We start from the raw sequence: 22389 nt of genomic DNA, 5'->3' as shown, positions 1-22389 counted from the left end.
TCACTTCGCCCAGCCGAGCGGGCCGGAGAGCGCTTTCACGACGGCCGTCACGCGGTCCGAGGCGGTCTGCCAGCCGGTGTCGGCGGACTGGGCGCTGAGGACGACCACGACGTAGCGCCGTCCCCCGACGAGCCCGCTGGTGTGCAGGTTGCGGCCCGGGTCGCAGCACGACCAGCCCTGCTTGACCGCCCAGTCCGTGCCCGTGACCGCGCCCGGGATGCCGAAGAACTGGTTGAAGCCGTCGGCGCCGTGCTCGGTGGCGCCGTCCAGCGCCCGGAGCACGACCTGCCGGGTGCCTTCCGGCGCCTGGTCCATCAGGTACTCGTAGAGCTTCACCAGGTCGGTGGCGGTGACGGTCGTGCTGCCCCAGTGCCCGGGGTCGTCCGGCGGGCGCGTCGACCTCATGCCGATCCGCGCGGCCCACCCCGAGACGATCGCGGGGCCGCCGAGCCTCGCCCACAGCTGGCTCGCGACGGTGTCGTCGCTGCGCGAGAGCATCTCCGCCACGACACCGGAGTCCGTCCCCCGCCGGAGCGCCTCGAACGCGATCAGCAGCTTGACCAGCGAAGCCGAGGTGTAGGTCGCGTCCGGCCGGTAGGAGACGACGTCCTCGCCGTTCTTCCGGTCGTGGACGAGCACGCTGACCTTGCCCGGCACCAGCTTCGCCAGCTCGGCCCCCGAGGGCAGCTTGCCCTGCTCCTGGTCCTGCTCCGGCGTCGGCGACGGCTTCGCGGGCTTGGTGTCCGGCGGGGCCGAGGACGCCGTGGTCGCGACGCTCGTCGTCACCGGCGGGGCCGTGCCGAGCAGCGGCGCGGACGCGGCCACCGGGTCGGGGGAACGCAGGGTCGCCGCCGCGATCAGCATCGCCGCGACCGCCCCCGCGCACAGCCCGGACAGCAGCACCACGTTTCGTCTGTGCATACCGGCTGTTGTCCGGGCGACCCGATCGTGTTCGCCCGAGCGGGCCGGAATGTGGGATGCGTCTCACCCGGACGTGAAATCGGGGACGCGGACGAACGCCGCGGACAACAAGTAGCGTGACCAGAATCGTCGAACGGCTGGACCGGCCCGATCTGGCCGCGCGGGATCCGAAGGAGATCTTCGCGTGGCTCTTCGACGAGTACGCCCCTCCCCTGCGCGGTTACCTCGCGGGCCGGGTGGGCGTGCACGCCGCCGACGACCTCGTGGCGGAGACGTTCGTCGTCGCCCTCCGAAGACGGGCCAGCTACGACCCGCGGCAGGCCCCGATCCGGGGCTGGCTCTACGGCATCGCCACCAACCTGCTGCGCAACCACGTCCGCCAGGAGGTGCGCGGCTTCGAGCTGACCGCGAAGGCCGGCGCCGAAGACCGCCCGGCCGAGAACCACGACGCCGTGGTGGCCGGCCGGGTCGACGCGGCGGCCCGCCTGCGCACCCTCGCCGGTGAGCTCGCCGGACTGTCCGAACAGGACCGTGACGTCCTGCTGCTGACGTCCTGGGCCGGGCTCGAACCGGCCGAGGTCGCCGAAGCGCTCGGCGTCCCCGCCAGCACCGTGCGGTCCCGGCTGCACCGCGTCCGCCACCGCCTCCAGGCCCTGCTCGTCCCCACCGAGGAGAACACGCATGAATGAGCTCGACGAAGCCCTCGAGCAGCTGCACCGGGACGCCCGCCGGGCGCCCGCCGACCTGACCGCGGCCCGCGCGAAGCTGATGGCGGAGGTCGACGCCGTCTCCTGGCCGGACGCCACCGTGATCCCGCTGCGGCCGGAGCGCCGCCGGGCTCGCCGGTTCGCGCTGCCGGTCGCCGCGGCCGTCGCCGGGGTGGCCGCCGCGACCGTCGTCGTCGTGCAGACGGGCTCGTCCGGCCCCGGCGGGCCGGGGGTCGCGGCGCCGAGCGCGTCCGCCCCGGACGTCCGGCTGATGTCGGCCACCGAGGTGCTCACCAAGGCCGCGGACCTCAGCGTGGGCGCGGTCGACCAGCCGCTCGCGCCCGGGCAGTTCCGCTACGTCGTCGAGCACACGTGGGTGCAGAGCGGCATCCGGATGGGGACCACGGTCGGCTACACCTACCTCTGGGAGCAGCAGATCCAGCGCTGGATCCCGGCGGACGAGCACGACGTCTGGCAGGAGGACCGCAAGCTCCTGAGCACCGGGAAGTACCTCGGCGGCACGGTGCCGCAGTCGCAGGCCCCCGAGCCGGAGCCCACCGACACCGACCAGGGCCGGTGGCAGGGCCGGTGCGGCGACTTCTTCCCCGCGTCCAAGCCGGTCAAGAAGTGCGACGACCCCACCGACCCGGACAGCCCGGCCTTCTACGCCACGCTCCCGCACGACCCCGTGCAGCTGTACGCGAAGCTGCAGGACCTGACCGAGGTCCGCGGCTCGACGCCGTCCGTGATGTTCCACTACGGCATCGAGATCCTCCGCAGCGGCATGATGCCCGCCGGGCTGCGGGCCGAGTGGTACCGGGCGCTGGCGAGGATCCCGGGCATGAAGGTGCTCGCCGCGGAGGCCAACCTCGACGGCCGCACCGGCGTCGCGCTCGGGCTCGACGACCGGCACGCGCTGACCCAGCTGATCGTCGACCCGGCCACCGGCCAGTTCATCGGCGAGCGGACGATCGCCGGCGACCAGCCGGACGAACCGTGGATCAAGCCGGGCACCGAACTCGGCGCGAGCGCCATCACCACGGCCGTCGCCGACCGCATCGGTGTCGCCCCGGCGAAGTAGCGTGCCGTGAAGGCCACCTTGAGGGACTCTGAGTCCCTCAAGGTGGCCTTCACGGCTTTTGTCACCGGGTGAGGGCGGCGTTCAGGTCGCCGTAGGGAATGCCGTCCGCCGTGGCGTCGTACGTGCCCGCGCCCAGGAGCTCGGCCGTCGCGCGGGCCGCGACCGCGTACGCGGCCTGGGCGATCGCCGAACCGAGGCTGATCCGGACGGCGCCCGCGGCGGCCAGTTCGGCCACCGACGGCGCGCCCGCCCAGACCATCACCGCGACCGGCAGCGGGCCCGCCGCCAGTTCGGCAATGGCGGCCGGATCGGTCAGCCCCGGCACGAACAGGCTGTCCGCGCCGGCGGCCGCGAAGACCTCCGACCGGCGCTGGGCCTCCTCGAGACCGCCGGCCCCGGTCAGGTAGAGATCGGTCCGGGCGTTGAGCCACACGGGAATCCCGAGCGCCTCGGCCGCCGCGCGGGCCGCGGCCAACCGCTCGGCCTGCGCCGCCTCGGCGAACACTCCGGTGCCGGACCGGTCCTCCAGGTTGACCCCGACGGCGCCGGCCCGGACGACCGCGGTGGTCGTCTCGGCGACGTCGTCGTACCCGCCCTCGATGTCGGCCGAGACCGGGACGTCGACCGCCGCGCAGAGCCGGGCCACGACGGCCGCGGCCCGTTCCGCGCCGAGGCCGGCGCCGTCCGGCACCCCCAGCGACCACGCGACCCCCGCACTGGTCGTCGCGATCGCCGTCGCCCCGGCGCCCGCGATCGCGACCGCCGAGGCGACGTCCCAGGCGTTGGGCAGCAGCAGCGGATCCCCGCGGCGGTGGCTCGCGGCGAACGTCTTCGCCCGCGCGAGCTGCCCCTCGCTCACAGCGCGACGAGCAGTTCGTGGTCGAGCTCCACGAACTCGACGATCAGGCCGGCGAACCGCCCGGCGATCAGCTCCTGGTAGGCCGCCGACCCGGTGTGCGCGTCGTAGGCGGCCTGGTCCGCGAAGTGCTCGACGAACAGCAGGTAGTCCGCGCGGGCCGGGTCCCGGTAGACGCGGAACGACAGCGTGCCGTCCTCGGCGCCGGGGCCCTTCGGCGCGAACTCCTCGACGAGCGCCTCGGCCTCGGCCTGCTTGCCGTCCTTCAGCTGGATGGGGAAAACCTTGGTGAGCAACGGAAACTCCTCGTTCTCGATGGCTGACGACGACCATCTTGGAACGGCGCGCGTGCCGGGTCCGGCCACATCCGGACACGGCCCCGATGTCCGGATGTGTCCGGCGCCGCCGTCGGGTTACGGCTATACCTGGGTCATGACCACGTATTCCGCCGTCGTCACGACCGGGATCTACTGCCGGCCCGGCTGCGGTGCGAAGCCGCTCGCGAAGAACGTCCTGACGTTCGAGCACGCCGCCGCCGCGGAGGCCGCGGGGTTCCGGGCGTGCCTGCGCTGCCGGCCCTACCGGGTGGCCGGGCCGGTCACCTCGGACGCGCCCGAGCTGGTGTGCCGGGCGGTGCAGCTGGTCATCGGCGGCGCGCTCGACGACGGCACGGAGGCCGCGCTCGCGGACCGGGTCGGGCTGTCGCCGCGGCACCTGCGCCGGTTGTTCCTGCAGCACCTCGGCGCGAGCCCCGACCAGCTGGCCCGGTCGCGGCGCGCGCACTTCGCCCGCCGGCTGCTCGACGACACCGACCTCACGGTGCTCGACGTCGCGTTCGCGTCCGGGTTCGGCAGCCTGCGGCAGTTCAACCGGACCATGCGGGAGGTGTTCCGCGCGGCGCCCTCGGACCTGCGCGACCGCCGCCGCCGCGCGGACCGCCTGGTCGCCGACGGCGGGCTGCCGCTGCGGCTGCCCGTGGTGCCCGGTTACGACTGGGACGCCGTCCGCGGGCTGCTCGCCGCCCGCGCGGTGCCCGGCGTCGAGGTGGTCGACGGCCAGGTCTACCGGCGCACGATCACCGTCGAAGGCGCGCCGGGGGTGCTGGAGCTGTCCCCGGGTGACGGCGGGCACCTGCTGCTGCGGGCCCACCTGCCGTACTGGGAGGGCCTGATCCACGTCGTCGACCGCGCGGCGCGCCTCGCCGGGACCGACGTCGACCCGGGCCCGGCCGTCGCCGAGCTGGCCACCGATCCCGTGCTGGGCCCGCTGGTCCGCGCGCGGCCCGGTCTCGTCGTCCCCGGGACGTGGAGCGCGCTGGAGGTCGGCGTCGGCGCACTGGCGGGTGCTTCCGGGCTCCGGACCGTCGTGGAGTCACTGGGGACGCCGGTGCCCGGCCTGCCCGGCGGGCTCACGCACACCTTTCCGCCGCCGAGCGCGTTGACGGCCACGGCCCTGCACGACCTCGGGGTGCCGGGCGCGGACACGATCGCGGCCCTGGCGAAGGTCGCGGACGACCCGGCGCTGGGCGACGGAACCAGCCTGGGCGCCCTCGAAGCGGTACCCGGCCTCGGCGGCGGCCTGCGTCACGAACTGGCGTTCCGGCTGGGCGTCCGGGACGCCTTCCCCAGCGGCGACCCGGTTCTGAAGGCGGCGATCCGGCGGCTCGGGACGCCGGGGGCCACCAGGTGGCCCGCCCACGCCGCGGCCCACCTGCTGGCCGCGGCGTGAACAACGCTCCTTACTTGACCACGATGTACCTGGATGGGGCGGAAACCCGACGCGTCGGGGGTGAAGGTGCCGGTGATGCCGGCGCCTCCGCTGCCCACGAATTCCGGGTAGTCGGTGCTCGCCACCAGAGGAGCGTCACTGGCCGTGCAGCTCGTGCTCGCGGTGCCGGACCGCAACCCCGTGCTGGTCGTGGTTCCGCCACCCGAGGCTGCGACGGTGGTCTCGGGCCCGTTGTCGATCAGGTAGGTGTACGAGACGACATCGGCCATGCCGGGTGAGAAGCGGACCTCGGCCGGGACCCCGACACTGGTTTCCCCTCGCGGTGGCAGCACTCGCCTGGGCCGGTACGGCGCCGAACACCAGCACCCCGGCGGCCGGAAGCACGGTGACTCTTCGGCGAACTCTCATCGTGAACCCCTGTGTGAATCCCGTGCGGGATGCCGCGGGTTTCACCCGGCGTCGAAACCCTGTCGTACTACCGTCGGGGCGTGACATCCTCCCCGGGCGGACCGTGTTAGCCGTACTGCTGGTCGCGGTGCCGGTGGGCGTGCTCATCGGGACCGTCGGGGTCGGCGGGGTGGTGCTGCCGCCCGCGCTCACCTGGCTGGGCGGGCTCGACGTCCACGCCGCGGCCGGGACGAGCAGCTGGGCGTTCCTGTTCACCGGGATCGTCGGCACCCTCGGCTACGCGCGCCGGCAGGCGATGCCCTGGCGGTTCGGCGGTCTGCTCACCCTCGGGGCCGCGCCCGCCGCGATCGGCGGGGCGCTGGTGAACGGGCTGCTCCCGGCCGCCGTGCTGTGGCTGGTGCTGGCCGTGGTGACCGCCGGGTCCGGCGCCTACAACCTGTGGTTCCGCGCGAAGACGTCCCGGGTGCGGGAGGACCTGCCCGTCGCCGCCACCGTCGGGATCGGCGTGGTCGTCGGGTTCGGTTCGGCGCTGACCGGGACCGGCGGGCCGGTGCTGCTCGTCCCGGCGCTGCTGGCGCTCGGGGTGCCCGCGCTGACCACCGTCGCGGCCGGGCAGCTGATCCAGCTGCCGCTCGTCGGCTTCGCGACGCTCGGTTACGCCGCGCACGGGTCCGTCCACTTCGGACTCGGCACACTGCTGGGCGTGCTGGCCGGGCTCGGCGCGCTGCTCGGCACGTACCTGGCACAACGCCTGCGCCAGCAGCACCTCCACCGGGTCGTGTCGGCGGCGCTGGTCGTCTTCGGTGCGTTCCTCTTCGTGCTGGCGGCCCGAAGCTAGGACGTCAACCGGACGCAGCAGAGGCCCGGCCGCGGGTCGAGACGCGCGGTCAGCCCCTCCGGACCGGCGCCGGCCAGCATGCCCTCCACCAGCGCCAGGCTCATCGCGCAGACCAGCCCGGCGTGCGCCCGGGCCAGCCGGTGGAACGGGCAGTTCGCCAGCTCCACCGCACCGTCCCCGGCCCGCGGCTCGAACCCGTGGGCCTCGAGGACGGCGACGACGCCGGACGCCCCGGCGGCCCGCTCCCGCCCCAGTTCGCGCGCCCGCAGCGTGAGGATCTCCCGCGGCGAGCCGCCGGACTCGCCGGCCTCCTCCACCGCCGTCGCCAGGAGGTGTGCGGCCAGCTCGTAGTCGCGGTCCGGCAGCGACACCGACACCTGCCGGTCCGAGCGGCGGTAGAGCTTCGCCGGGCGCCCGGCACCCGGGCCGGTGCGGCCCGTGCGGCGTTCGTGCCCGACGGCGAGGAGCCGTTCGTCCACCAGGCGGTCGAGGTGGAACGCGACGGTCGCCCGGGGCACACTCAGGGCGGCGGCGACGTCGTCGCGGCTCACCGGCGCGACCTGGCGGACGACGTAGTCGTACAGCCGGCGCCGGGTGGGCTCGTCGAGGGCGGCGACCGCGGCCAGCGCACCGGCCTGGGCTTCGTGCATCACCGCACTCTAAAACAAATAACCGTTGACGAAAACCCGGGCGGCCTTCTAACGTCGGCACGACTTGGTTTTAGAAGGAAGGGCACCCCGTGACCGCTGAACCCATGAGCGAGCCGGTCCCCCTCAGGCACCTCGGCGTCGTCCCCGACCGCGACGAGTTCGACCTCCACGCGGCCGAGCGCGCGGTCGCCGACCTGCTGCGGGCCCTGGGCAAGGACCCGACGTCGGAACACCTCGGCGACACCCCGCGGCGGGTGGCGAACGCCTACGCGGAGATGCTGCGGCCGCGGGACTTCAAGCTCACGACGTTCCCCAACGACGAGGGTTACGACGAGCTCGTGCTGGCCAAGAGCATCCCGGTGCAGTCCCTGTGCGAGCACCACATGCTGCCCTTCCGCGGGGTCGCGCACGTGGGCTACCTCCCGGGCGAACGGATCCTCGGCCTGTCGAAGCTCGCCCGCGTCGTCGAGCTGTTCGCGCGCGACCTGCAGGTGCAGGAGCGGCTCACCAAGCAGGTCGCCGACTGGCTCCAGGAGCACCTGGCACCCAAGGGCGTCGGCGTCGTGATCGAGGCCGAGCACCTCTGCATGTCGCTGCGCGGTGTCCGGGCGAGCGGCGCGCTCACCGTCACCTCGTCGCTGCACGGCCTGCTGCGCGAGGAACCCAAGACCCGCCAGGAGTTCTTCGCCCTGACGGGTGTCCACGCCTGAGTCAGTTCCGGCGGTGCCGGCCGCCCGGACCGGTGGCGAGCGCCTGCACCCGGGTGACGAGGTCGCGCCGCCGGGCGCGGCGCGCGTACTCCAGCAGCGCTTCCACCTGGGCCTCCGGCAGCCAGCCCTGGTCGGCACCGATCTCCAGGCGGAGCAGGTGCGTGACCAGCTCGCGAGAATCGTCGCCGCACTCCCCCGCCAGCTCCGCGAACCGCAGCGCCGCGTCGGCCGCGCCGTCACACCACGCCGTCATCGCCAGCAGCGTCGCGGTCGCGGTCAGGATGTCGCCGCGGTGGACGCCTCCTTCCGCGGCCAGGTGCTCGGCCAGCTGGAAGCTGTGGGTGCCGACACCGCCGGCCCCTTCCTCGCGCACCGCTTTCGCGAGCGCGTGGATCTGCTGTGTGACGTAGTCCCCACTCGGCAACCCCGACATGTCGTCCCCTCTACCGCGCACCAGGTCCCCTGCCGGCCCGTGCGGTCACACGACAGGTGTACTCCATCCGTGGCCAGATACGTCGGATGCCCCACCGGGTTTCCCCCGACTGGCCGGTGAATCAGCCCGAACGCCCTGGTTCGTTCCGCCGCTGCGACACGTAGACCGCCGCCGACGTCCGCCGCTCGACGCCGAGCTTGTGCAGCACCGAGGATACGTAGTTCTTGACGGTTTTCTCCGCCAGGAACAGCCGCTCGGCGATCTGCCGGTTGGTCAGGCCCTCCGCGACCAGGTCGAGCACCCGCCGCTCCTGCGGGCTGAGCTGCTCGTACCGCGGATCCGGGACCGAGGCCGTCTCCCCCCGCAACCGGTTCATGACGGACGCGGTGAGCGTGGCGTCCAGCAGCGAGCCGCCCACGGCGACCGTGCGGACGGCGTCGATCAGCGAACGCCCGGAGACCTGCTTGAGCATGTACCCGGCCGCGCCGGCCATGATGGCGCCGAAGAGCGCGTCGTCGTCCGAATAGGACGTCAGCATCAGGCAGGCGGGCGGCGGCTCGACCGTCGAGCGGATCTCGCGGCACACCTCCACGCCCTGGCCGTCGGGCAGCCGGACGTCGAGGATGGCCACGTCCGGCCGGACCTGCGGGATCCGGACCAGCGCCTCGGCCGCCGTGCCCGCCTCCCCGATCACTTCGATGTCCTCTTCGGATTCGAAGACGGTCTTCAGCCCGGTGCGGACCAGTTCGTGGTCGTCGAGCAGGAACACCGAAATCGTCATCTCCCACTCCCCTGTCCGCCGGCAGCCCGTGCCGGCAGTTCGGCGGTCCATTCCAGCCGGGACCCGCCCCCGTCGGCAGGCAGTAGCACACAGCCGCCGCCCCAGCGTTCCGCGCGGGCCGCCAGGTTGGCGAGCCCGCTGACCCGCCCGGGTCCCTCGGGCGGCCCGGTGCCGTCGTCGCGCACCACCAGGCTCAGCCGCGTGCCGAGCCCGTCCACGGTCACGTCAACCGAGCACGACGTCGCCCCGGCGTGGCGGGCGACGTTCGTCAGCGCCTCCCGCAGTGACGCGATCAGGTCGGAGCGGACCGCGTCCGGCACCGCGGCGTCCAGCGGCCCGTCGAAGCCGACCCGCGGCTCGAAACCCAGCGTGTCCCGGGCGTCGACCGCCACCCGCAGCAGCTCGGCGCGCAGGCTCCCCTGGGCCTGCGCGGGCGCCTGCAGCGAAAAGATGCTGTTGCGGATCTCGCGGATCGTCCCGTCGAGGTCCTGGGCGAACCCGGCGACCCGCGCCGCGACCCCCGGGTCGGCGATCAGCCTGCTGACGCCCTCGAGCCCGAGCCCGGTCGCGAACAGCCGCTGGATCACCAGGTCGTGCAGGTCCCGCGCGATCCGGTCGCGGTCCTCGAAGACCGCGAGCTGCTGGCGGGCCTCCTGCGCCCGGGAGAACTCGACGGCCAGCGCGGCGTGCCCGGCGAACGTCTCGGCCAGCTGGACGTCGGAGTCGGTGAACGGCGAGCGGTCGCGGAACTTCGCCACGAGCAGCACCCCGAGCGTCTCCTCGCCGACGATCAGCGGCACCGAGATCGCCGAGTCCAGGTCCTTGATCATCGCGGGCATCGGCCCGGCCCGGTCGCGCTGCTCGTTCTGGACGTGCTCGCCGTAGTCCCGCACCACGATCGGACGGCGGGTGGTGAACGCGATCCCGGTCGCGGTGCCCTCGGTCGGGATGGTAAGCCCGGTGAGCCGCTCGGAGTCCTCCCCCGGCGGCTCGACGACGTCGAACACCAGCAGGCCCGGCCCCGCGGGCAGCGCGATCGCCCCGCCGGTGCCGCCGGCCACGACGCGGGCGCGTTCGGCGATCAGCCGCAGCGTCTCGCGCAGGCCCTGGGAGCCGACCAATGCCTTGGTGACGTCGTAGGAGGCTTCGAGCCAGCGTTCGCGGCGGCGCATCCCGTCGACGAGCAGCGCCTTCTCGACGGCCATCCCGGTCGCCGCGGTCAGCGCGCCCAGCACCTCGCGACGCCGGCCGCCGAGGCCCTCGTCGCCGGGTTCGATCCGGAACGTGCCGAAGGTCTTGGGCCCGGCGCGCACCGGGATCTCGACGACCCCGTCATCGCCGGCGGCCCGGCCGTACTCGGCCACCCCGCCGTCGGGTCCGGTGACCTCGAGCCGGCCGTGGCGCGCGCCGACCAGGTCGCACACCGTCGTCACCGCGCGCTGCAGCAACGCGGGCACTTCCAGCTCCCGCGCGATCCCGGCCACCGCGGCCAGGATCGCCGGCATGCCGATTTCGTCCGCCACTTCCCGTTGACTCCGCTGGCGTCGCCCACTCCCGGGGGTATCCCCGGGCCGTCAAGGGTCCCACAGGTGACTGCCCGTGTCGGCCCATGCCGGTTCGTCCATCCGGTGGGTCGCTCGATGACGTGACCTTGTTACTCCGCGGCACAAACCATGCGGTGACCGGTGATGGTCTCGACCGGGATCTGCAGGAACCGGCGTCCCGCCTGGGAAGGACAGGGGCACAGGCAGGCGATTTCGGCGGCCGAAGCGTCCCGGAACTCCTCCGCCCGGCCGAGCAGGCTGACGAACCAGCCGGCGCCGAAGTCCTCGGCGAACTCGTCGGCTTCGAACGCGACGACGGCGCCCCGCGCGCCGGCGTAGAGCGGGCTGCCGTCGGGCACGGCGAACACAATGGACTCCCCGGCGGCTTCCCGGACGACGGTGAAGCGCACCGGGCGGACAGCGGGCATCGCGCGGTGGGTGAAGATCACCCGGCCGAGGCTCGCCGTGCGCAGCAGCGCGAGGCACTGCGCCCGGTCGAGCAGCAGCCCGAAGCCCACATCATCAGCCATCTCGTCCCTGTGCTTCTCCTGTGAAATACCCCGGCCACCAGCGTGATCGGTAACGGCGGGCCGCCGATAGGGCCGTTGGACCCACCCGCGGCCGGCCCGGGAACGAAACCCACGTGCCGGCGCCGTCCGCCAGTGCCGAAAGACCCGGGTCCGCACGGGCGCCCGGCACGTGTGGCGGACACGCACCGCGACCTACGGTTCTCACCGTCCGTTGCCGGCCTGTGCCCGAAGGGAGAGTGAGGCCGATGCCGCCGCAACCCGCCGGGGGTGACACCCCGCCCGCGGCGACGTTCTCCCTCGACACCGCGCTCGTCCGGCAGGCCGTCGGCGGCAACCGGGCCGCGGTGGCGGGGCTGCTGCGCGAGCTGCGGCCGCTGGTGCACCGCTACTGCCTCGGCCGGCTCGGCAGCTGGCAGGACGGCTCGTCCGACGCCGAGGACTGCGCCCAGGACGTGCTGCTCGCCGTCGTGCGCGCGCTGCCCGGCTACCGGTACGAGATCGACGGGTTCCTCCCGTTCGTCTTCGGCATCGCCGCGCACAAGGTCTCCGACTTCCACCGCCGCCGCGCCCGCGACCGCACCAGCCCGGTCGCGGAGCCGCCCGCCGGACGCAGCGAAGGCGCGGAAGCCACCGACCCGACGGGCGAAGAGGTCGAGCGCTCGGCCGCGCTCGACTGGTCGTCCGGCCTGCTCGACACGCTCCCGCCGCGCCAGCGCGAGATCCTGGTGCTGCGCATCATCCTGGGCATGACGGCCGAGGAGACGGCGGTGGCGGTGGGGCTGAGCAGCGCCGGCGCCGTCCGGGTCGCCCAGCACCGGGCCCTCACGACCCTCCGGCGCAACCTGCGGGCGAAATCCACCTCGTAACCCTTTCCCCGACAGGCCGACAGGACTCCGATGCTCTACCGACTCCACCCGCCGGCGACGGTGACCTGGTGCGTCGCGCCCGGTGACGCCCTCCGGCTCGGCCCGGCCGAGCTGGACGCGCTGGCGTGGGCGCCCGCCGAGGAGCCCGCCTTCACCGGCGACCTGCTGCGGATCGCCCTCCGGCACGGCGTGCCGTCGGGCACCGGCCTCGTCCTCGACGTCCGGCACACCCTGGACCTGGGCCGGGCCGAGGCACTGCGGCGCAACCAGGCCGTCCTCGACCAGGCCCGCGCCGAACTCGGGGAGAGCGAGAGCATGCGGGTGGTCGAGCAGATTTATCCCGGGTCGTACGCATGGGGTGCGCAGCTCGACGAGCGAGCGCGGGAGACCATCGAAAACGTGGCCCGGAAGGCCGAAGCCGATCTCGCCGAGGTGCTGGCGGCCCCCGTGCGGCCCGAGCTGGCCGAGCACTGGCGGCGGCTCGGCGGGCACGACCCGGGCTGAGCGCGTGCGATCATGCCCGGGTGCCTCCGCTGCTGATCGTCGTCGGCGGGCTGCCGGCGTCCGGGAAGACCACCGTGGCGACCGAACTGGCCCGCCTCACCGGGTTCTCCTACCTGCGCGTCGACACGATCGAGCAGGCCATCGTCCGCAGCACGCCGCTGAGCGACCCGGTGGGGCCGGTCGGCTACGTCGTCGCCTACGACGTCGCCGCGGACCTGCTGCGGACCGGCGTCAGCGTGATCGCCGAGTGCGTGAACCCGCTGGCGATCACCCGGGACGCCTGGCGGGACACCGGAACCGCCTGCGGAGCGCGGGTGCTGGAGACCGAGATCGTCTGCTCCGACCCGGCGGAACACCGGCGCCGCGCGGAAACCCGCGACACCGGCATCCCCGGCCACGTCCCGCCGACGTGGCAGCAGATCGTCGGCCGCGAGTACGAACCGTGGACCCGGGACCGCCTCGTCGTCGACACCGCGGTGCGGTCGAGCGGCGAGGCGGCCGCGGTCATCGCGTCGGCTGCCCGGCCTTGACGTCGTCGTTGAGGCTCTCCAGCCGGCGGCCGGTGGTGCGCGGGCCGAGGAGCGCGACGTCCAGCGCGACCACCACCAGCGCCCCGGCGACGACCAGGAACAACGTCGTCGCGCCGGACGAGTCCAGCAGCGGCACCAGCACGAACGGCATCGCGCCGCTCGCCAAGCGCGACAGCGAATACGTGCCGCTCGACGCCGTCGACCGCAGCGTCGTCGGGAAGATCTCCGCCTGGTAGATGTGGTAGGCGTTCGAGAACAGGTTGCTCGTCGCGGTGTAGAGGAACCCGAAGACGAGGATCAGCGCCATCGAACCCGCGTAGCCGAACGCGATCCCGAACACGGCCATCGCCAGCACCGACCCGATCACCAGGAACTTCCGCTCGACGCGCTCCACGATCGGCAGCGACAGCGCCGAGCCCACCGGGTAGCCGATGTAGGTCAGCGCGGCGAACAGCAGCGACTGCGAAACCGGGTACCCCTTGGCCGCCAGCACCAGCGGCACGAGCGTGCCGAAGCCGTAGTAGCCGAGCGTCTGCAGGACGTGGAAGACGACCATCATCCAGGTGCGGCGGCGCAGCGCGGGCCCGAACAGCTCACGCACCGGCGCCCCGGCCCGCTTGCGGGTGGTCCCGCGCGGCGGCGCGGCCGTCTCCTGCGTGACACCACGGGCTTCGGCCTCCAGGCCGGCCACGAGGTGCTCGGCTTCTTCGGTGCGGCCGACGGATTCCAGCCACCGCGGCGACTCGGGCAGGCCGCGCCGCAGGAGGAACACCGCGCCCGCGCCGAGCGCGCCGATCACGAACAGCCAGCGCCAGCCCGCGATGCCGAGCACCGGGTGGTCGGTGAGCCCGCGGGCGAGGAACCCGACGACCGGGAACCCGCAGAAGGCCAGCGTGTACGCCCAGGCGATGAACCGGCCGCGCTTGCGGGCCGGGAGCAGGTCGGTGAGGTAGGTGTCGGCCAGCGGCGGCTCCGCGCCCAGGCCGATGCCGGCGAAGAACCGGGTGAGCAGCAGCATCAGCGCACTGCCGCTGAACGCGCCGAGCAGCGAGAACAGCGAGTACAGGCCGAGGTTGAGCAGGAACGCGCCGCGGCGGCCGAAGCGGTCGGCGAGCCGCCCCAGAAGCAGGGCGCCGAAGAACATGCCGATGAACGTCGAGGCGAGCAGCGGCGGCAGTTCGCCCTTGCTCAGGTCGAACTCCTCGACGAGCACCGAGCTGAGCACGCCGGCCAGGAAGACCTCGTAGAAGTCGAAGAACAGCCCGAGCCCGACGGCGACGGTGGCCCGGCGGTGCGTGCGGGTGATGGGCAGCCGGTCGAGCCGGCCCGCGATCGTGCCGGTGTCCGGCGCGGTGGCGTCGTGCGGGTTCGCCATCCGTCGTCTCCTTTGACTTCAGCCGTGGCTCCACGATGTGATTCGTCGACTCATGATGTGACGGGAGCCGTGCGGAGTCAAGGATGACCCGGACGAGGCCGGGACAAGTCAGGAGGTAACGGACAACCAGCCCCGGGGCGAGGCTCAGAGCGCGGCGACCCGCTCGACACCGGGCCGGTACCCCAGCCGCTCCGAGGCCCGGCGGCCCGCTTCGGTGACGATCGGCGCCAGCCGCGGCACGTCGGCCGCGGTCATCCGCTGGGTCGGGGCGCCGATCCCGATCGCCGCGCTGACCTCGCCGTTCAGCCCGAACACCGGCGCGCTGAGCGACGCCGCGCCGAGGTCGCGTTCCTCGAAGCTCACGGCGTAACCGGCTTCGCGGATCTGCCCGAGCTGCTCGCTGAGCAGGTCGATGTCGACGACGGTGCGCGGGGTGAACCGGGCCAGGCCGTGCCCGATCGCGTCCTTGACCGCGAGCTTGTCCCAGGCCAGGAACACCTTCCCGGCCGAGCCGGCGTGCAGCGGCATCACCATGCCGACCACGAACAGCCGGACCACGGGGTGCCGCGACTCGGCCAGCGAGATGACCGTGCGGTAGGCGCCGTCGCGGACGTACAGGCAGGCCGTTTCACCGGTTTCGTCGCGCAACTGCTGCAGCACCGGCCGGGTCAGCCGGACCAGGTCGAGGCCGAACGTGCCCGGCGCCGCCCAGCGGACCAGGCCGAGCCCGACCCGGTAGGTGTCGTCGTAGCGGTCGAGGAAGCCTTCGCGCACCAGGTTGTGCACCAGCCGCTGGCACGTGCTCGCCGGCAGCCCGGTGGACCGGGTGATCTGCTGCAGCGTCAGCTCGGGGTTCTCGATGGTGAACGACTCGAGGATCTGCTTGAACTTGCGCAGCACGAGGACCGGTGTCGTGCCACTGCGTTCTTCCTCGGCCATCCGCCCCGTCCCTGTTCCCCGCCTGGTCCCGTGGTGTGCCGCACAAGTCTATCCACGCTGATCGCGGTTGACTCCTCGACACTCACCCGTATTCTGGGTTGACAACTCACATCGTGGTTTGGAGTCGGGCATGACTGAGCAAACCGGGCCGCTCGACGGCGTCCGGGTGGTCGAACTCGGGAACTTCATCGCCGCGCCCACCGCCGGCCGCCTGCTGGCCGACTTCGGCGCCGACGTCGTCAAGGTCGAGCGCCCCGGCACCGGCGACGAGCTCCGCCGCTGGCGGCTGCACGGCGGCGACACCTCGCTGCTGTTCCGCACCCTGGGCCGCAACAAGCGGTCGGTGACCGTCGACCTGCGCCGTGCAGAGGGCCAGGAGATCGTCCGCGCGCTGGCCGCCCGCAGCGACGTCCTGCTCGAGAACTTCCGGCCCGGCACCCTCGAACGCTGGGGCCTCGGGCCGGACGAGCTGCGCGCGCTCAACCCGCGGCTGGTCGTCGTCCGCGTCTCGGGTTACGGCCAGACCGGGCCCTACCGCGACCGGCCGGGTTTCGGCGGTGTCGCCGAGGCGATCGGCGGCCTGCGCGCCCTGACCGGCTACCCGGACCGGCCGCCGACGCGCGTCGGCGTCAGCCTCGCGGACTCCGTCGCCGGGCTCTACGCGGTGATCGGCGCGCTGATGGGCCTGATCCGGCGGGACCGCGAACCGGGCGCGACCCCGGGCGAGGTGGTCGACGTCGCGCTCTACGAAGCCGTCTATTCGCTGATGGAGTCGCTGATCCCGGACTTCGACGCGTTCGGTGTCACCCGCGGCCCGGCCGGGTCCGCGCTGCCCGGTGTCGCGCCGTCCAACACCTACCGCTGCGCCGACGGCAAGTACATCGTGGTCAGCGGCAACGGCGACGCGATCTTCACGCGGCTGATGCGGGCCATCGGCCGGGCCGACCTCGCGGACGACCCGCGCTTCGCCGACAACGCCGGGCGGGTGGCCCACGCCGAACTGCTCGACGACGCGATCGAAGCGTGGACGACGTCCCTCTCCCAGGAAGCCGCCGAAGCGGTGCTGCGCGGCGCGTCCGTCCCTTGTGGACCGATCCTCACCGCGGCCGACATCACCAAGGACCCGCACTTCGCGGCCCGCGGCATGCACGAGCGCCACCGGGTCCGCATCGGCGGCCGCGAGGCCGAGGTCACCTTCCCCGGCATCGTCCCGGCACTGGCCGAACGGCCGGGCCGGACCCGCACGCTCGGCCCGGACCTGGGCGAGCACACCGAAACCGTGCTCGCCGAGCTCGGTGTCACCGGCGCGGCGGTCGAGCGCCTGCGCGAGAGCGGAGTGATCTGAATGCCCGAAGTCCTCATCACCGAGGTCGTGCTGCGCGACGGCCTGCAGGACGAGCCCGTCACCGTGCCGGCACACGAGAAGGTGCGGCTCGCGCGCGGCCTGATCGACGCCGGGGTGCGGTCGCTGGAGGTCGGCTCGTTCGTCTCCGCGCGGCGGGTGCCGCAGATGGCCGACACCGGTGAGGTGCTGCGGACGCTGCTGCCGGACGTGCCCGCGTCCCTGCACACCCTGGTGTTCACCGAACGCGGGGCCCGGCAGGCGATCGAAGCCGGCGCGAAGACGGTGCGGCTGGTGGTTTCCGCCAGCGACGGGCACAGCGTCGCGAACGCGGGCGTGCCCACCGAGGCGGCACTCGACCGGCTGGCCGCGTGCGCGTGGCTGCTCACGTCGGAGGGAGTCGCGTTCGAGGCGTCGGTGGCGACGGCGTTCGTGTGCCCGTTCGACGGTGACACGGCCCCGGACCGCACCGCCGACGTCGCGGCCAGGCTGGGACGGCTGGGCGCGCGGGTGGTCCACCTCGCCGACACGATCGGCGCCGCCCGGCCGAGCCAGCTGCGCGCGACGGTGTCCGCGGTCCGCGACGAGCTGCCGGACGTCCCGCTCGGCCTGCACCTGCACAACACCTACGGGCTGGCGGCGGCCAACGCGTGGGAGGGGCTCGGCCTCGGCATCCGCCGGTTCGACGCGGCACTGGGCGGGCTCGGCGGCTGCCCGTTCGCGCCGGGCGCGTCCGGCAACGTCGCCACCGACGACCTGGTCGACTTCTTCCACCGCGAAGGCATCGCGACCGGCATCGACGTGGACAAGCTGGCGCGGCTGCGGGACCAGGTGGCGATCGCGGTCGGCCACAAGCTCGGCTCGGCGCTGGCGGCGATTCCCGCCGTTCCGGCCGCGTTGCGCTGAATCCGCGAGCGGGCGGCGCACAAGGGGTCGGCAATTGCGGCGACGCCCGCCGGCCGCGCGGACCGGGATATCATCGGGGCCGCGGGCGACAGGCATTCCAGCCGCTTCACTGAGGGATACGGCTGGCGGTTCGGATCGGTTCAAAGAATTTTCCGCGGGTTTCGACACACCCCCGGATGCTGGACAACCACCCGGTCAGGGGCCCAGGATGACCGCCGTCACCCAGTACTTGAGAGCGCAACCAGCGTACACGCACGACTACCGCGCGTAACGTACCCGCGGGTCGCCGCGGGCGCGATTCACGCACGCCTATTTTCGCGCGTGCCATTCTTCGACCATTCTTGGTGACCATTCACGGCCGCATCCGATTACGGAAACGGAAACCGGTCCTGACGGTTCGTGATTGCCGGAAACACTTCTTGCCCGGTGTCAAACCCCGGTGTAGCGTCCATAACGGAACGATAACCACCCGGTCGACGGCGTGGTCACGGGCAGGTGACCACCCGCGTCCACTGATGTCGGGTCAGTGGGCCGGCCGGGCTTCGTTCCTTCCCTGCCGACGTCTTTCCTGATGGGTACGCCCCTGGGCTCGTACCGGTCAGTGTCGCGTTTTCCCGCCAGCCCGACCCGGAGGATCCATGTCCCGCACCCAAGGACGGCATCGCATATCCCGCAGAACGAAGATCGCCACCGGCGGTCTCGCGCTAGCGATCGCCGTCGGCGGCATCGTCGTCGCCACCACGACCGGCAACACCGGCCAGGCCAGCGCCGACGAGGTCGACCCCGCCCTCTTCGTCGACATCCTGACGGTGCAGCCGAACCAGTTCGACCCGCGCCCGGTCTACGGCGCGTCGACGGGCACGTTCACCGTCGACTGCGGCCGCAACGAGAACGGCCACTTCAACCCCGACAACTTCATCGCGCAGCCCGGCGTCAAGAACGGCGCCCAGCACCTGCACGACTACGTCGGCAACCTCTCCACCAACGCCGACTCCAACAACAAGAGCCTCGCCAAGGCCGGCACCACCTGCCGCAACGGCGACAAGTCCGCTTACTTCTGGCCGGTCGTCCGCATCGACACCGGCGAAGAGGAGAAGGCGGCGGAGGAGAACCCGCCCGCGAAGGCGCCGGACGCCGAGCGGGCCCAGGCCGTCCAGGAGGCGAAGACCGACCAGGTCGCCTGCCCGGACGTCGCCAGCAAGCTCGCCGACGTCCCCGACCAGGCGATGGACGAGGTCGACGGCAACCTGGACCAGCTCGACACCCAGACCGACGACGCCAACCAGCAGGTCGCCGCGAAGCAGGGCCAGGGCGGCGCGGACTTCATGCGCAACTCGATCCTGACGCCGCTCAAGGACCGGCGCGCCGCGATCCTGGAGCGGATCGCCAACGCGATCGCCCGGTTCCGGCACCAGAAGCCGGACCTGGGCGGACTCGCGCCGTGCGCGCCGAAGCCGGGCAAGGACACCGGCACCGGGACGACCCCGCCGCCGAGCAGCACCGCCCCGGGCGGCGCGCTGCCGGGGCAGGACGAGAACAACGAGCTGCCGGGCAACGACGGCGTGATCCAGCGTCCGCAGAAGGCGCAGATCACCTTCCGGGGCAGCCCGGTCGGCAAGGTCGTGGCGATGCCGAAGTTCCTGCGCGTGCTCTACGGCGACGCGAAGGTGTCGACCAACGGACCGGCCAACGCCCGCGCGAGCTGGACGTGCACCGGGTTCGAGAACCGCGTCACCCAGCTCTACCCGATCTGCCCGCCGAACAGCAAGGTCAAGCGGATCCACACGTTCCCGAGCTGCTGGGACGGGCAGAACACCGACAGCACCAACCACCGCACGCACATCGTGTTCCCGGACCAGAACGGCCGGTGCGCCAACGGCTTCAAGGCCGTGCCGCAGCTGCAGATCTCGCTGACCTACGACATCCCGCACGACATCCAGGTCAAGAAGCAGTACAAAGTGGACGGTTTCCCGCAGGAGCACCACAACCCGTTCTCCGACCACGACGACTTCGCCAACGTGATGTCGCAGCGGATCATGAACAACCTGGTCAACTGCGTGAACCGCGGCAAGACCTGCCGAGCCTGACCACCTCGATACTCCATAAAGGACGGTCCGAGCGCCCCGTCACCCTTCCCGGGTGGCGGGGCGCTCGCGTGCGCGCGGGCGCACCCGCGGGGAATCGTCATTCCGGGGGCGTGCGTTCCTCACGGGTCCCGCCGTGCGGATCGCACTCCTGAAGACGTCGCGGTGCACGCCCGCACCACAGACTTGTTCACGTCACCCCGTCCCGGAATCCACACCGGAGACACTCCACATCGCACAGGAGGAACCATGATCTCGACCTTCGAGCGCCCCTCGGCCGTCGTCGTCCACAACCGCGCCGTGGTGCACAACCGCGCCGTCGTCCACAACCGCGCGGTGGTCCACAACCGCGCCGTCGTGCACAACCGCGCTTCCGCCAAGTAGCAGCACCCGTTCCCTGCCGCACCACGTGCCGCGGCCCCACCCCGGGGCCGCGGCACGGCCGTCTCGACCCAGGGGGTCCGCCATGCCTTCCGACGACGTACGCCTGGAGCTCACCGGGGTCGAGGTCCACGACCTGGAGCCGGCCCTGTGCCTGCTCATCACCCCGAACGGCGGCCAGTACTCGATCACCGCGCCGACCAGGGAGTTCCGCGCGTGGATCGCCCGCTGCGACGGCACCCGCACCCGGACCGAGCTGCTCGCCGGGATGAACCCGGACTACGAGGAGGTGCTCGACGTCCTCGAAGCGGACGGCAGCCTGCACCCGGTCTCGGACGGCGCCGGAGTCCTGCGCGCCGCCGAGACCACCGTCCTGATCGCCGGGACGCCCGAGCTCACCGCGCCCCTCGCGCAGCTCCTCGCCCCGGTCGGGTACGCCCGGGTCGAGACCCTCTCCGACCTCGACGGGCCCTTCCCCGTCGCACCGGCCGACACCGTGGTCGTCGCCGCGTTCACCCATCCGGCATATTCGGAACTCACCGCGCTCGATGCGTTCTGCGCGGACCGCGGCGTGCGCCTGCTGCCCTTCCGCTGTGAACGCGGCCAGGGCGTCGCCGGCCCCGCGATCACCCCCGGCGGCACCGGCCCCGACTTCGCCGACGTGCTCGCCCGGCGGCGCTCGGCGGCCCTGGACCCGCGGGTGATCGACGCCTTCGCCAGTGCCGACCCGCCGCGCGGCCGGCGGTTCCGGCCCGGCGACGCCCGCTGGATGATGAGCGTGCTCGCCGTCCAGCTCGAACGCTGGCTCGCCGGCGAACCCGCCGAGACGACCACCGGCGAGCTCGAGATCGACCCCGTCCGGCTGAGCGTGCTCCCGCGGCCGGTGCTGCCGGTCCCCGACCGGCCACGGCCGGTGCAGGCGAGCGGCCCGCGCCCGGACCTGCTCGTCGACGACCGCACCGGGATCGTCACCGCGGTGCACGAACTCCCGCCCGCGCCGGGGATGCCCGCGCGGCTGCGGGTGTGCGCCGTGGACGTCGCGGACATGCGCCGGGTCGTCGACTGGCCCAACGACCGCCAGGCGTTCGGCACCTCCTGGCACGACTTCGACCAGGCCCGCGACTCCGCGATCGGCGAGGCCGTCGAACGCTACTGCGGCAGCTGGCTGCCCCCGGAGCGCGAAATCCGGCACGCGAGCTTCCGGCAGCTGCGCCGCGACGGCGTGCCCGCGCTCGACCCGCGCCGCCTGAACCTGTACTCCTCGCGCCAGCACGCCACACCCGGCTTCCCCTTCGCGCCCCTGACTCCCGAGACCGAATGCGCCTGGATCGAAGCTTTTTCGCACACGACAAGGGAAGCCGTGTGGGTCCCCGCCTGCCTCGTGTCCCAGGAGGCCGAACCCGGCGGTGCCCGGTTCACCGATCCCCTGATCGCCGGCCTGGCCAGTGGCACCAGCGAAGAGCACGCCGTGACCTCGGGGCTGGAGGAGGTGCTCGAACGCGACACCACCATGCTCTGGTGGGCCAACACCCCGCGGCTGCGCCGGCTGCCGGTGCCGGCCGAGATCCGGGCGCTGGTGGCCGACACCGCCGAGACCTACGACGTCACGTTGATCCCGCTGGACAACGAGTTCGCCGTCCCGATCGTCGCCGCCGCGGTGTTCGACCGGGCCCGGCGCTGGCTCTCGATCGGGTTCGCCACCCGCCCCGACGCGCTCGAGGCGGCCAAGAAGGCGCTCGCCGAAGCGTTCACGCTGCAGCACACCTGCCTCGCCCTCGACGACGAGCGCGAGCTCGCCGGGATGCAGGCGGACCTGCCGCACCTGTCCAACCTCAAGCCCTACCGCGGCGACCGCCGCTACCTCGACTCCTACCGCGAGGACTTCGGCGACGTCGTGGACCTGTTGTGCCAGCAGCAGATCTACCTCGACCCCCGGGCCGCGGCCCGGGTGGCGCCCTGGGTGCGAGACCTGGCGGTCCGGCCGTGGGAGGGCCTGCCCGCCCTCGGCGAGCGGCGGCTCAAGGCCTACCGCGAACGCGTCGAGGAGCGCGGGTTCGAGGTGCTCAGCGTCGACCTGACCACCCGGGACGTCGCGGCCGCCGGTTTCCACGCCGCGCACACGATCGTGCCGGGGCTGGTGTCCAACTTCCCGGCCGGGTTCCCGTACTGGGGCGACGGCCGGATCCGCCGGGCCGCGGTCGACCTGGGCTGGCGGACGACGCCCCTGCCCGAAGAGCGGCTGAACGTGTTCCCGCTCCCCCACGCGTGAGGGGTA

24 protein-coding genes are annotated in these 22389 nt (G+C 72.9%); 14 read left to right on the top strand and 10 right to left on the bottom strand.

Annotated features, from left to right (window positions below; all coding sequences use genetic code 11):
- Positions 1-921, bottom strand: coding sequence for a serine hydrolase (locus ACIOD2_RS02255; RefSeq protein ID WP_400533292.1), 921 nt, complete (start codon positions 919-921; stop codon positions 1-3).
- Positions 922-1037: 116 nt separating this feature from the next.
- Here ACIOD2_RS02255 and ACIOD2_RS02250 point away from each other — a divergent pair, with 116 nt between their 5' ends.
- Together ACIOD2_RS02250 and ACIOD2_RS02245 are read left to right on the top strand one after the other, a co-directional pair.
- A complete protein-coding gene (locus tag ACIOD2_RS02250; protein WP_400533290.1) occupies positions 1038-1610 on the top strand; it encodes an RNA polymerase sigma factor in 573 nt (190 codons plus the stop codon).
- Positions 1603-2709 carry a CU044_5270 family protein gene (locus tag ACIOD2_RS02245; protein WP_400533288.1) on the top strand — a complete coding sequence of 369 codons (1107 nt, stop codon included), beginning with the start codon at positions 1603-1605 and terminating at the stop codon, positions 2707-2709. Before ACIOD2_RS02250 ends, ACIOD2_RS02245 begins: the two co-directional genes overlap by 8 nt.
- A 61-nt stretch (positions 2710-2770) precedes the next feature.
- Here ACIOD2_RS02245 and ACIOD2_RS02240 read toward each other — a convergent pair whose 3' ends face one another.
- The gene (locus tag ACIOD2_RS02240) at positions 2771-3568 is read right to left on the bottom strand and encodes an isocitrate lyase/phosphoenolpyruvate mutase family protein (RefSeq protein ID WP_400533286.1); all 798 of its coding nucleotides are present in this window, start codon (positions 3566-3568) and stop codon (positions 2771-2773) included.
- Positions 3565-3861: a putative quinol monooxygenase gene (locus ACIOD2_RS02235; protein WP_400533285.1), complete on the bottom strand. Its 297-nt coding sequence runs from the start codon at positions 3859-3861 to the stop codon at positions 3565-3567. Before ACIOD2_RS02235 ends, ACIOD2_RS02240 begins: the two co-directional genes overlap by 4 nt.
- Positions 3862-3997: 136 nt before the next feature.
- Between ACIOD2_RS02235 and ACIOD2_RS02230 the strand changes: the two genes are divergently transcribed.
- From ACIOD2_RS02230 to ACIOD2_RS02220, 3 genes are all read left to right on the top strand, one after another.
- Entirely contained in the window at positions 3998-5293 is a 1296-nt protein-coding gene (locus ACIOD2_RS02230; RefSeq protein WP_400533283.1) for a helix-turn-helix domain-containing protein, read from the top strand.
- A gap of 114 nt (positions 5294-5407) precedes the next feature.
- The gene (locus ACIOD2_RS02225; protein WP_400533281.1) at positions 5408-5539 is read left to right on the top strand and encodes a hypothetical protein; all 132 of its coding nucleotides are present in this window, start codon (positions 5408-5410) and stop codon (positions 5537-5539) included.
- A 265-nt stretch (positions 5540-5804) separates the two neighbouring features.
- Positions 5805-6539 (top strand): sulfite exporter TauE/SafE family protein, encoded by a 735-nt coding sequence (locus ACIOD2_RS02220; protein WP_400533279.1) that lies wholly within the window; start codon positions 5805-5807, stop codon positions 6537-6539.
- On the opposite strand, the gene ACIOD2_RS02215 is transcribed toward ACIOD2_RS02220, so the two are convergent.
- Positions 6536-7189, bottom strand: a complete 654-nt coding sequence (locus ACIOD2_RS02215) for a helix-turn-helix transcriptional regulator (RefSeq protein WP_400533277.1) — start codon at positions 7187-7189, stop codon at positions 6536-6538. The genes ACIOD2_RS02220 and ACIOD2_RS02215 overlap by 4 nt on opposite strands.
- Positions 7190-7293: 104 nt before the next feature.
- Between ACIOD2_RS02215 and folE the strand changes: the two genes are divergently transcribed.
- Positions 7294-7899 (top strand): GTP cyclohydrolase I FolE, encoded by a 606-nt coding sequence (gene folE / locus ACIOD2_RS02210; RefSeq protein ID WP_400535381.1) that lies wholly within the window; start codon positions 7294-7296, stop codon positions 7897-7899.
- A gap of 1 nt (position 7900) precedes the next feature.
- On the opposite strand, the gene ACIOD2_RS02205 is transcribed toward folE, so the two are convergent.
- From ACIOD2_RS02205 to ACIOD2_RS02190, 4 genes are all read right to left on the bottom strand, one after another.
- A complete protein-coding gene (locus tag ACIOD2_RS02205; RefSeq protein WP_400533275.1) occupies positions 7901-8332 on the bottom strand; it encodes a hypothetical protein in 432 nt (143 codons plus the stop codon).
- A gap of 121 nt (positions 8333-8453) precedes the next feature.
- A complete protein-coding gene (locus tag ACIOD2_RS02200; protein WP_400533273.1) occupies positions 8454-9113 on the bottom strand; it encodes a response regulator in 660 nt (219 codons plus the stop codon).
- On the bottom strand, positions 9110-10618 hold the full coding sequence (locus ACIOD2_RS02195) for a GAF domain-containing sensor histidine kinase (protein ID WP_400535379.1): 1509 nt from the start codon (positions 10616-10618) through the stop codon (positions 9110-9112). Before ACIOD2_RS02195 ends, ACIOD2_RS02200 begins: the two co-directional genes overlap by 4 nt.
- Before the next feature lie 149 nt (positions 10619-10767).
- Positions 10768-11187 (bottom strand): pyridoxamine 5'-phosphate oxidase family protein, encoded by a 420-nt coding sequence (locus tag ACIOD2_RS02190; RefSeq protein ID WP_400533271.1) that lies wholly within the window; start codon positions 11185-11187, stop codon positions 10768-10770.
- Between the two features lie 245 nt (positions 11188-11432).
- Here ACIOD2_RS02190 and ACIOD2_RS02185 point away from each other — a divergent pair, with 245 nt between their 5' ends.
- Genes ACIOD2_RS02185 through ACIOD2_RS02175 form a run of 3 tightly spaced genes read left to right on the top strand, consistent with a single transcriptional unit; the run spans position 11433 to position 13087 of the window.
- Positions 11433-12053: a sigma-70 family RNA polymerase sigma factor gene (locus ACIOD2_RS02185; RefSeq protein WP_400533269.1), complete on the top strand. Its 621-nt coding sequence runs from the start codon at positions 11433-11435 to the stop codon at positions 12051-12053.
- 30 nt (positions 12054-12083) lie between these two features.
- Complete coding sequence (locus ACIOD2_RS02180; RefSeq protein WP_400533267.1) at positions 12084-12557, top strand: hypothetical protein; 474 nt, start codon at positions 12084-12086, stop codon at positions 12555-12557.
- A gap of 20 nt (positions 12558-12577) precedes the next feature.
- A complete protein-coding gene (locus tag ACIOD2_RS02175; RefSeq protein ID WP_400533265.1) occupies positions 12578-13087 on the top strand; it encodes an AAA family ATPase in 510 nt (169 codons plus the stop codon).
- Here the strand turns inward: ACIOD2_RS02175 and ACIOD2_RS02170 are convergent.
- Together ACIOD2_RS02170 and ACIOD2_RS02165 are read right to left on the bottom strand one after the other, a co-directional pair.
- On the bottom strand, positions 13062-14462 hold the full coding sequence (locus ACIOD2_RS02170; RefSeq protein WP_400533263.1) for an MFS transporter: 1401 nt from the start codon (positions 14460-14462) through the stop codon (positions 13062-13064). The genes ACIOD2_RS02175 and ACIOD2_RS02170 overlap by 26 nt on opposite strands.
- A gap of 144 nt (positions 14463-14606) precedes the next feature.
- The gene (locus ACIOD2_RS02165) at positions 14607-15401 is read right to left on the bottom strand and encodes an IclR family transcriptional regulator (protein WP_400533261.1); all 795 of its coding nucleotides are present in this window, start codon (positions 15399-15401) and stop codon (positions 14607-14609) included.
- Between the two features lie 130 nt (positions 15402-15531).
- Here ACIOD2_RS02165 and ACIOD2_RS02160 point away from each other — a divergent pair, with 130 nt between their 5' ends.
- From ACIOD2_RS02160 to ACIOD2_RS02140, 5 genes are all read left to right on the top strand, one after another.
- Positions 15532-16746, top strand: a complete 1215-nt coding sequence (locus ACIOD2_RS02160; RefSeq protein WP_400533259.1) for a CaiB/BaiF CoA transferase family protein — start codon at positions 15532-15534, stop codon at positions 16744-16746.
- Complete coding sequence (locus tag ACIOD2_RS02155; protein WP_400533257.1) at positions 16747-17649, top strand: hydroxymethylglutaryl-CoA lyase; 903 nt, start codon at positions 16747-16749, stop codon at positions 17647-17649. It abuts the gene before it with no gap.
- Between the two features lie 638 nt (positions 17650-18287).
- Positions 18288-19736 carry a DUF1996 domain-containing protein gene (locus ACIOD2_RS02150; RefSeq protein WP_400533255.1) on the top strand — a complete coding sequence of 483 codons (1449 nt, stop codon included), beginning with the start codon at positions 18288-18290 and terminating at the stop codon, positions 19734-19736.
- A gap of 246 nt (positions 19737-19982) precedes the next feature.
- On the top strand, positions 19983-20117 hold the full coding sequence (locus ACIOD2_RS02145; protein WP_268747407.1) for a hypothetical protein: 135 nt from the start codon (positions 19983-19985) through the stop codon (positions 20115-20117).
- 82 nt (positions 20118-20199) lie between these two features.
- Positions 20200-22383, top strand: a complete 2184-nt coding sequence (locus ACIOD2_RS02140) for a YcaO-like family protein (protein ID WP_400533253.1) — start codon at positions 20200-20202, stop codon at positions 22381-22383.
- The last annotated feature ends 6 nt before the right edge of the window (positions 22384-22389 follow it).

It is taken from the genome of Amycolatopsis sp. NPDC088138, assembly GCF_044741685.1.
Taxonomy (GTDB): Bacteria; Actinomycetota; Actinomycetes; order Mycobacteriales; family Pseudonocardiaceae; genus Amycolatopsis.
The sequence above is the reverse complement of the archived record's forward strand: the minus strand, read 5'-3'. Positions and strand labels throughout refer to the sequence as shown.

Coding starts and splice junctions, on each gene's coding strand:
- ACIOD2_RS02160 (WP_400533259.1), top strand. CDS start 15,532: ATGACTGAGCAAACCGGGCCGCTCGACGGCGTCCGGGTGGTCGAACTC.
- ACIOD2_RS02245 (WP_400533288.1), top strand. CDS start 1,603: ATGAATGAGCTCGACGAAGCCCTCGAGCAGCTGCACCGGGACGCCCGC.
- ACIOD2_RS02205 (WP_400533275.1), bottom strand. CDS start 8,332: ATGTCGGGGTTGCCGAGTGGGGACTACGTCACACAGCAGATCCACGCG.
- ACIOD2_RS02140 (WP_400533253.1), top strand. CDS start 20,200: ATGCCTTCCGACGACGTACGCCTGGAGCTCACCGGGGTCGAGGTCCAC.
- ACIOD2_RS02230 (WP_400533283.1), top strand. CDS start 3,998: ATGACCACGTATTCCGCCGTCGTCACGACCGGGATCTACTGCCGGCCC.
- ACIOD2_RS02195 (WP_400535379.1), bottom strand. CDS start 10,618: ATGCCGGCGATCCTGGCCGCGGTGGCCGGGATCGCGCGGGAGCTGGAA.
- ACIOD2_RS02255 (WP_400533292.1), bottom strand. CDS start 921: ATGCACAGACGAAACGTGGTGCTGCTGTCCGGGCTGTGCGCGGGGGCG.
- ACIOD2_RS02150 (WP_400533255.1), top strand. CDS start 18,288: ATGTCCCGCACCCAAGGACGGCATCGCATATCCCGCAGAACGAAGATC.
- ACIOD2_RS02190 (WP_400533271.1), bottom strand. CDS start 11,187: ATGGCTGATGATGTGGGCTTCGGGCTGCTGCTCGACCGGGCGCAGTGC.
- ACIOD2_RS02170 (WP_400533263.1), bottom strand. CDS start 14,462: ATGGCGAACCCGCACGACGCCACCGCGCCGGACACCGGCACGATCGCG.
- folE (WP_400535381.1), top strand. CDS start 7,294: ATGAGCGAGCCGGTCCCCCTCAGGCACCTCGGCGTCGTCCCCGACCGC.
- ACIOD2_RS02165 (WP_400533261.1), bottom strand. CDS start 15,401: ATGGCCGAGGAAGAACGCAGTGGCACGACACCGGTCCTCGTGCTGCGC.
- ACIOD2_RS02145 (WP_268747407.1), top strand. CDS start 19,983: ATGATCTCGACCTTCGAGCGCCCCTCGGCCGTCGTCGTCCACAACCGC.
- ACIOD2_RS02155 (WP_400533257.1), top strand. CDS start 16,747: ATGCCCGAAGTCCTCATCACCGAGGTCGTGCTGCGCGACGGCCTGCAG.
- ACIOD2_RS02215 (WP_400533277.1), bottom strand. CDS start 7,189: ATGCACGAAGCCCAGGCCGGTGCGCTGGCCGCGGTCGCCGCCCTCGAC.
- ACIOD2_RS02185 (WP_400533269.1), top strand. CDS start 11,433: ATGCCGCCGCAACCCGCCGGGGGTGACACCCCGCCCGCGGCGACGTTC.
- ACIOD2_RS02180 (WP_400533267.1), top strand. CDS start 12,084: ATGCTCTACCGACTCCACCCGCCGGCGACGGTGACCTGGTGCGTCGCG.
- ACIOD2_RS02200 (WP_400533273.1), bottom strand. CDS start 9,113: ATGACGATTTCGGTGTTCCTGCTCGACGACCACGAACTGGTCCGCACC.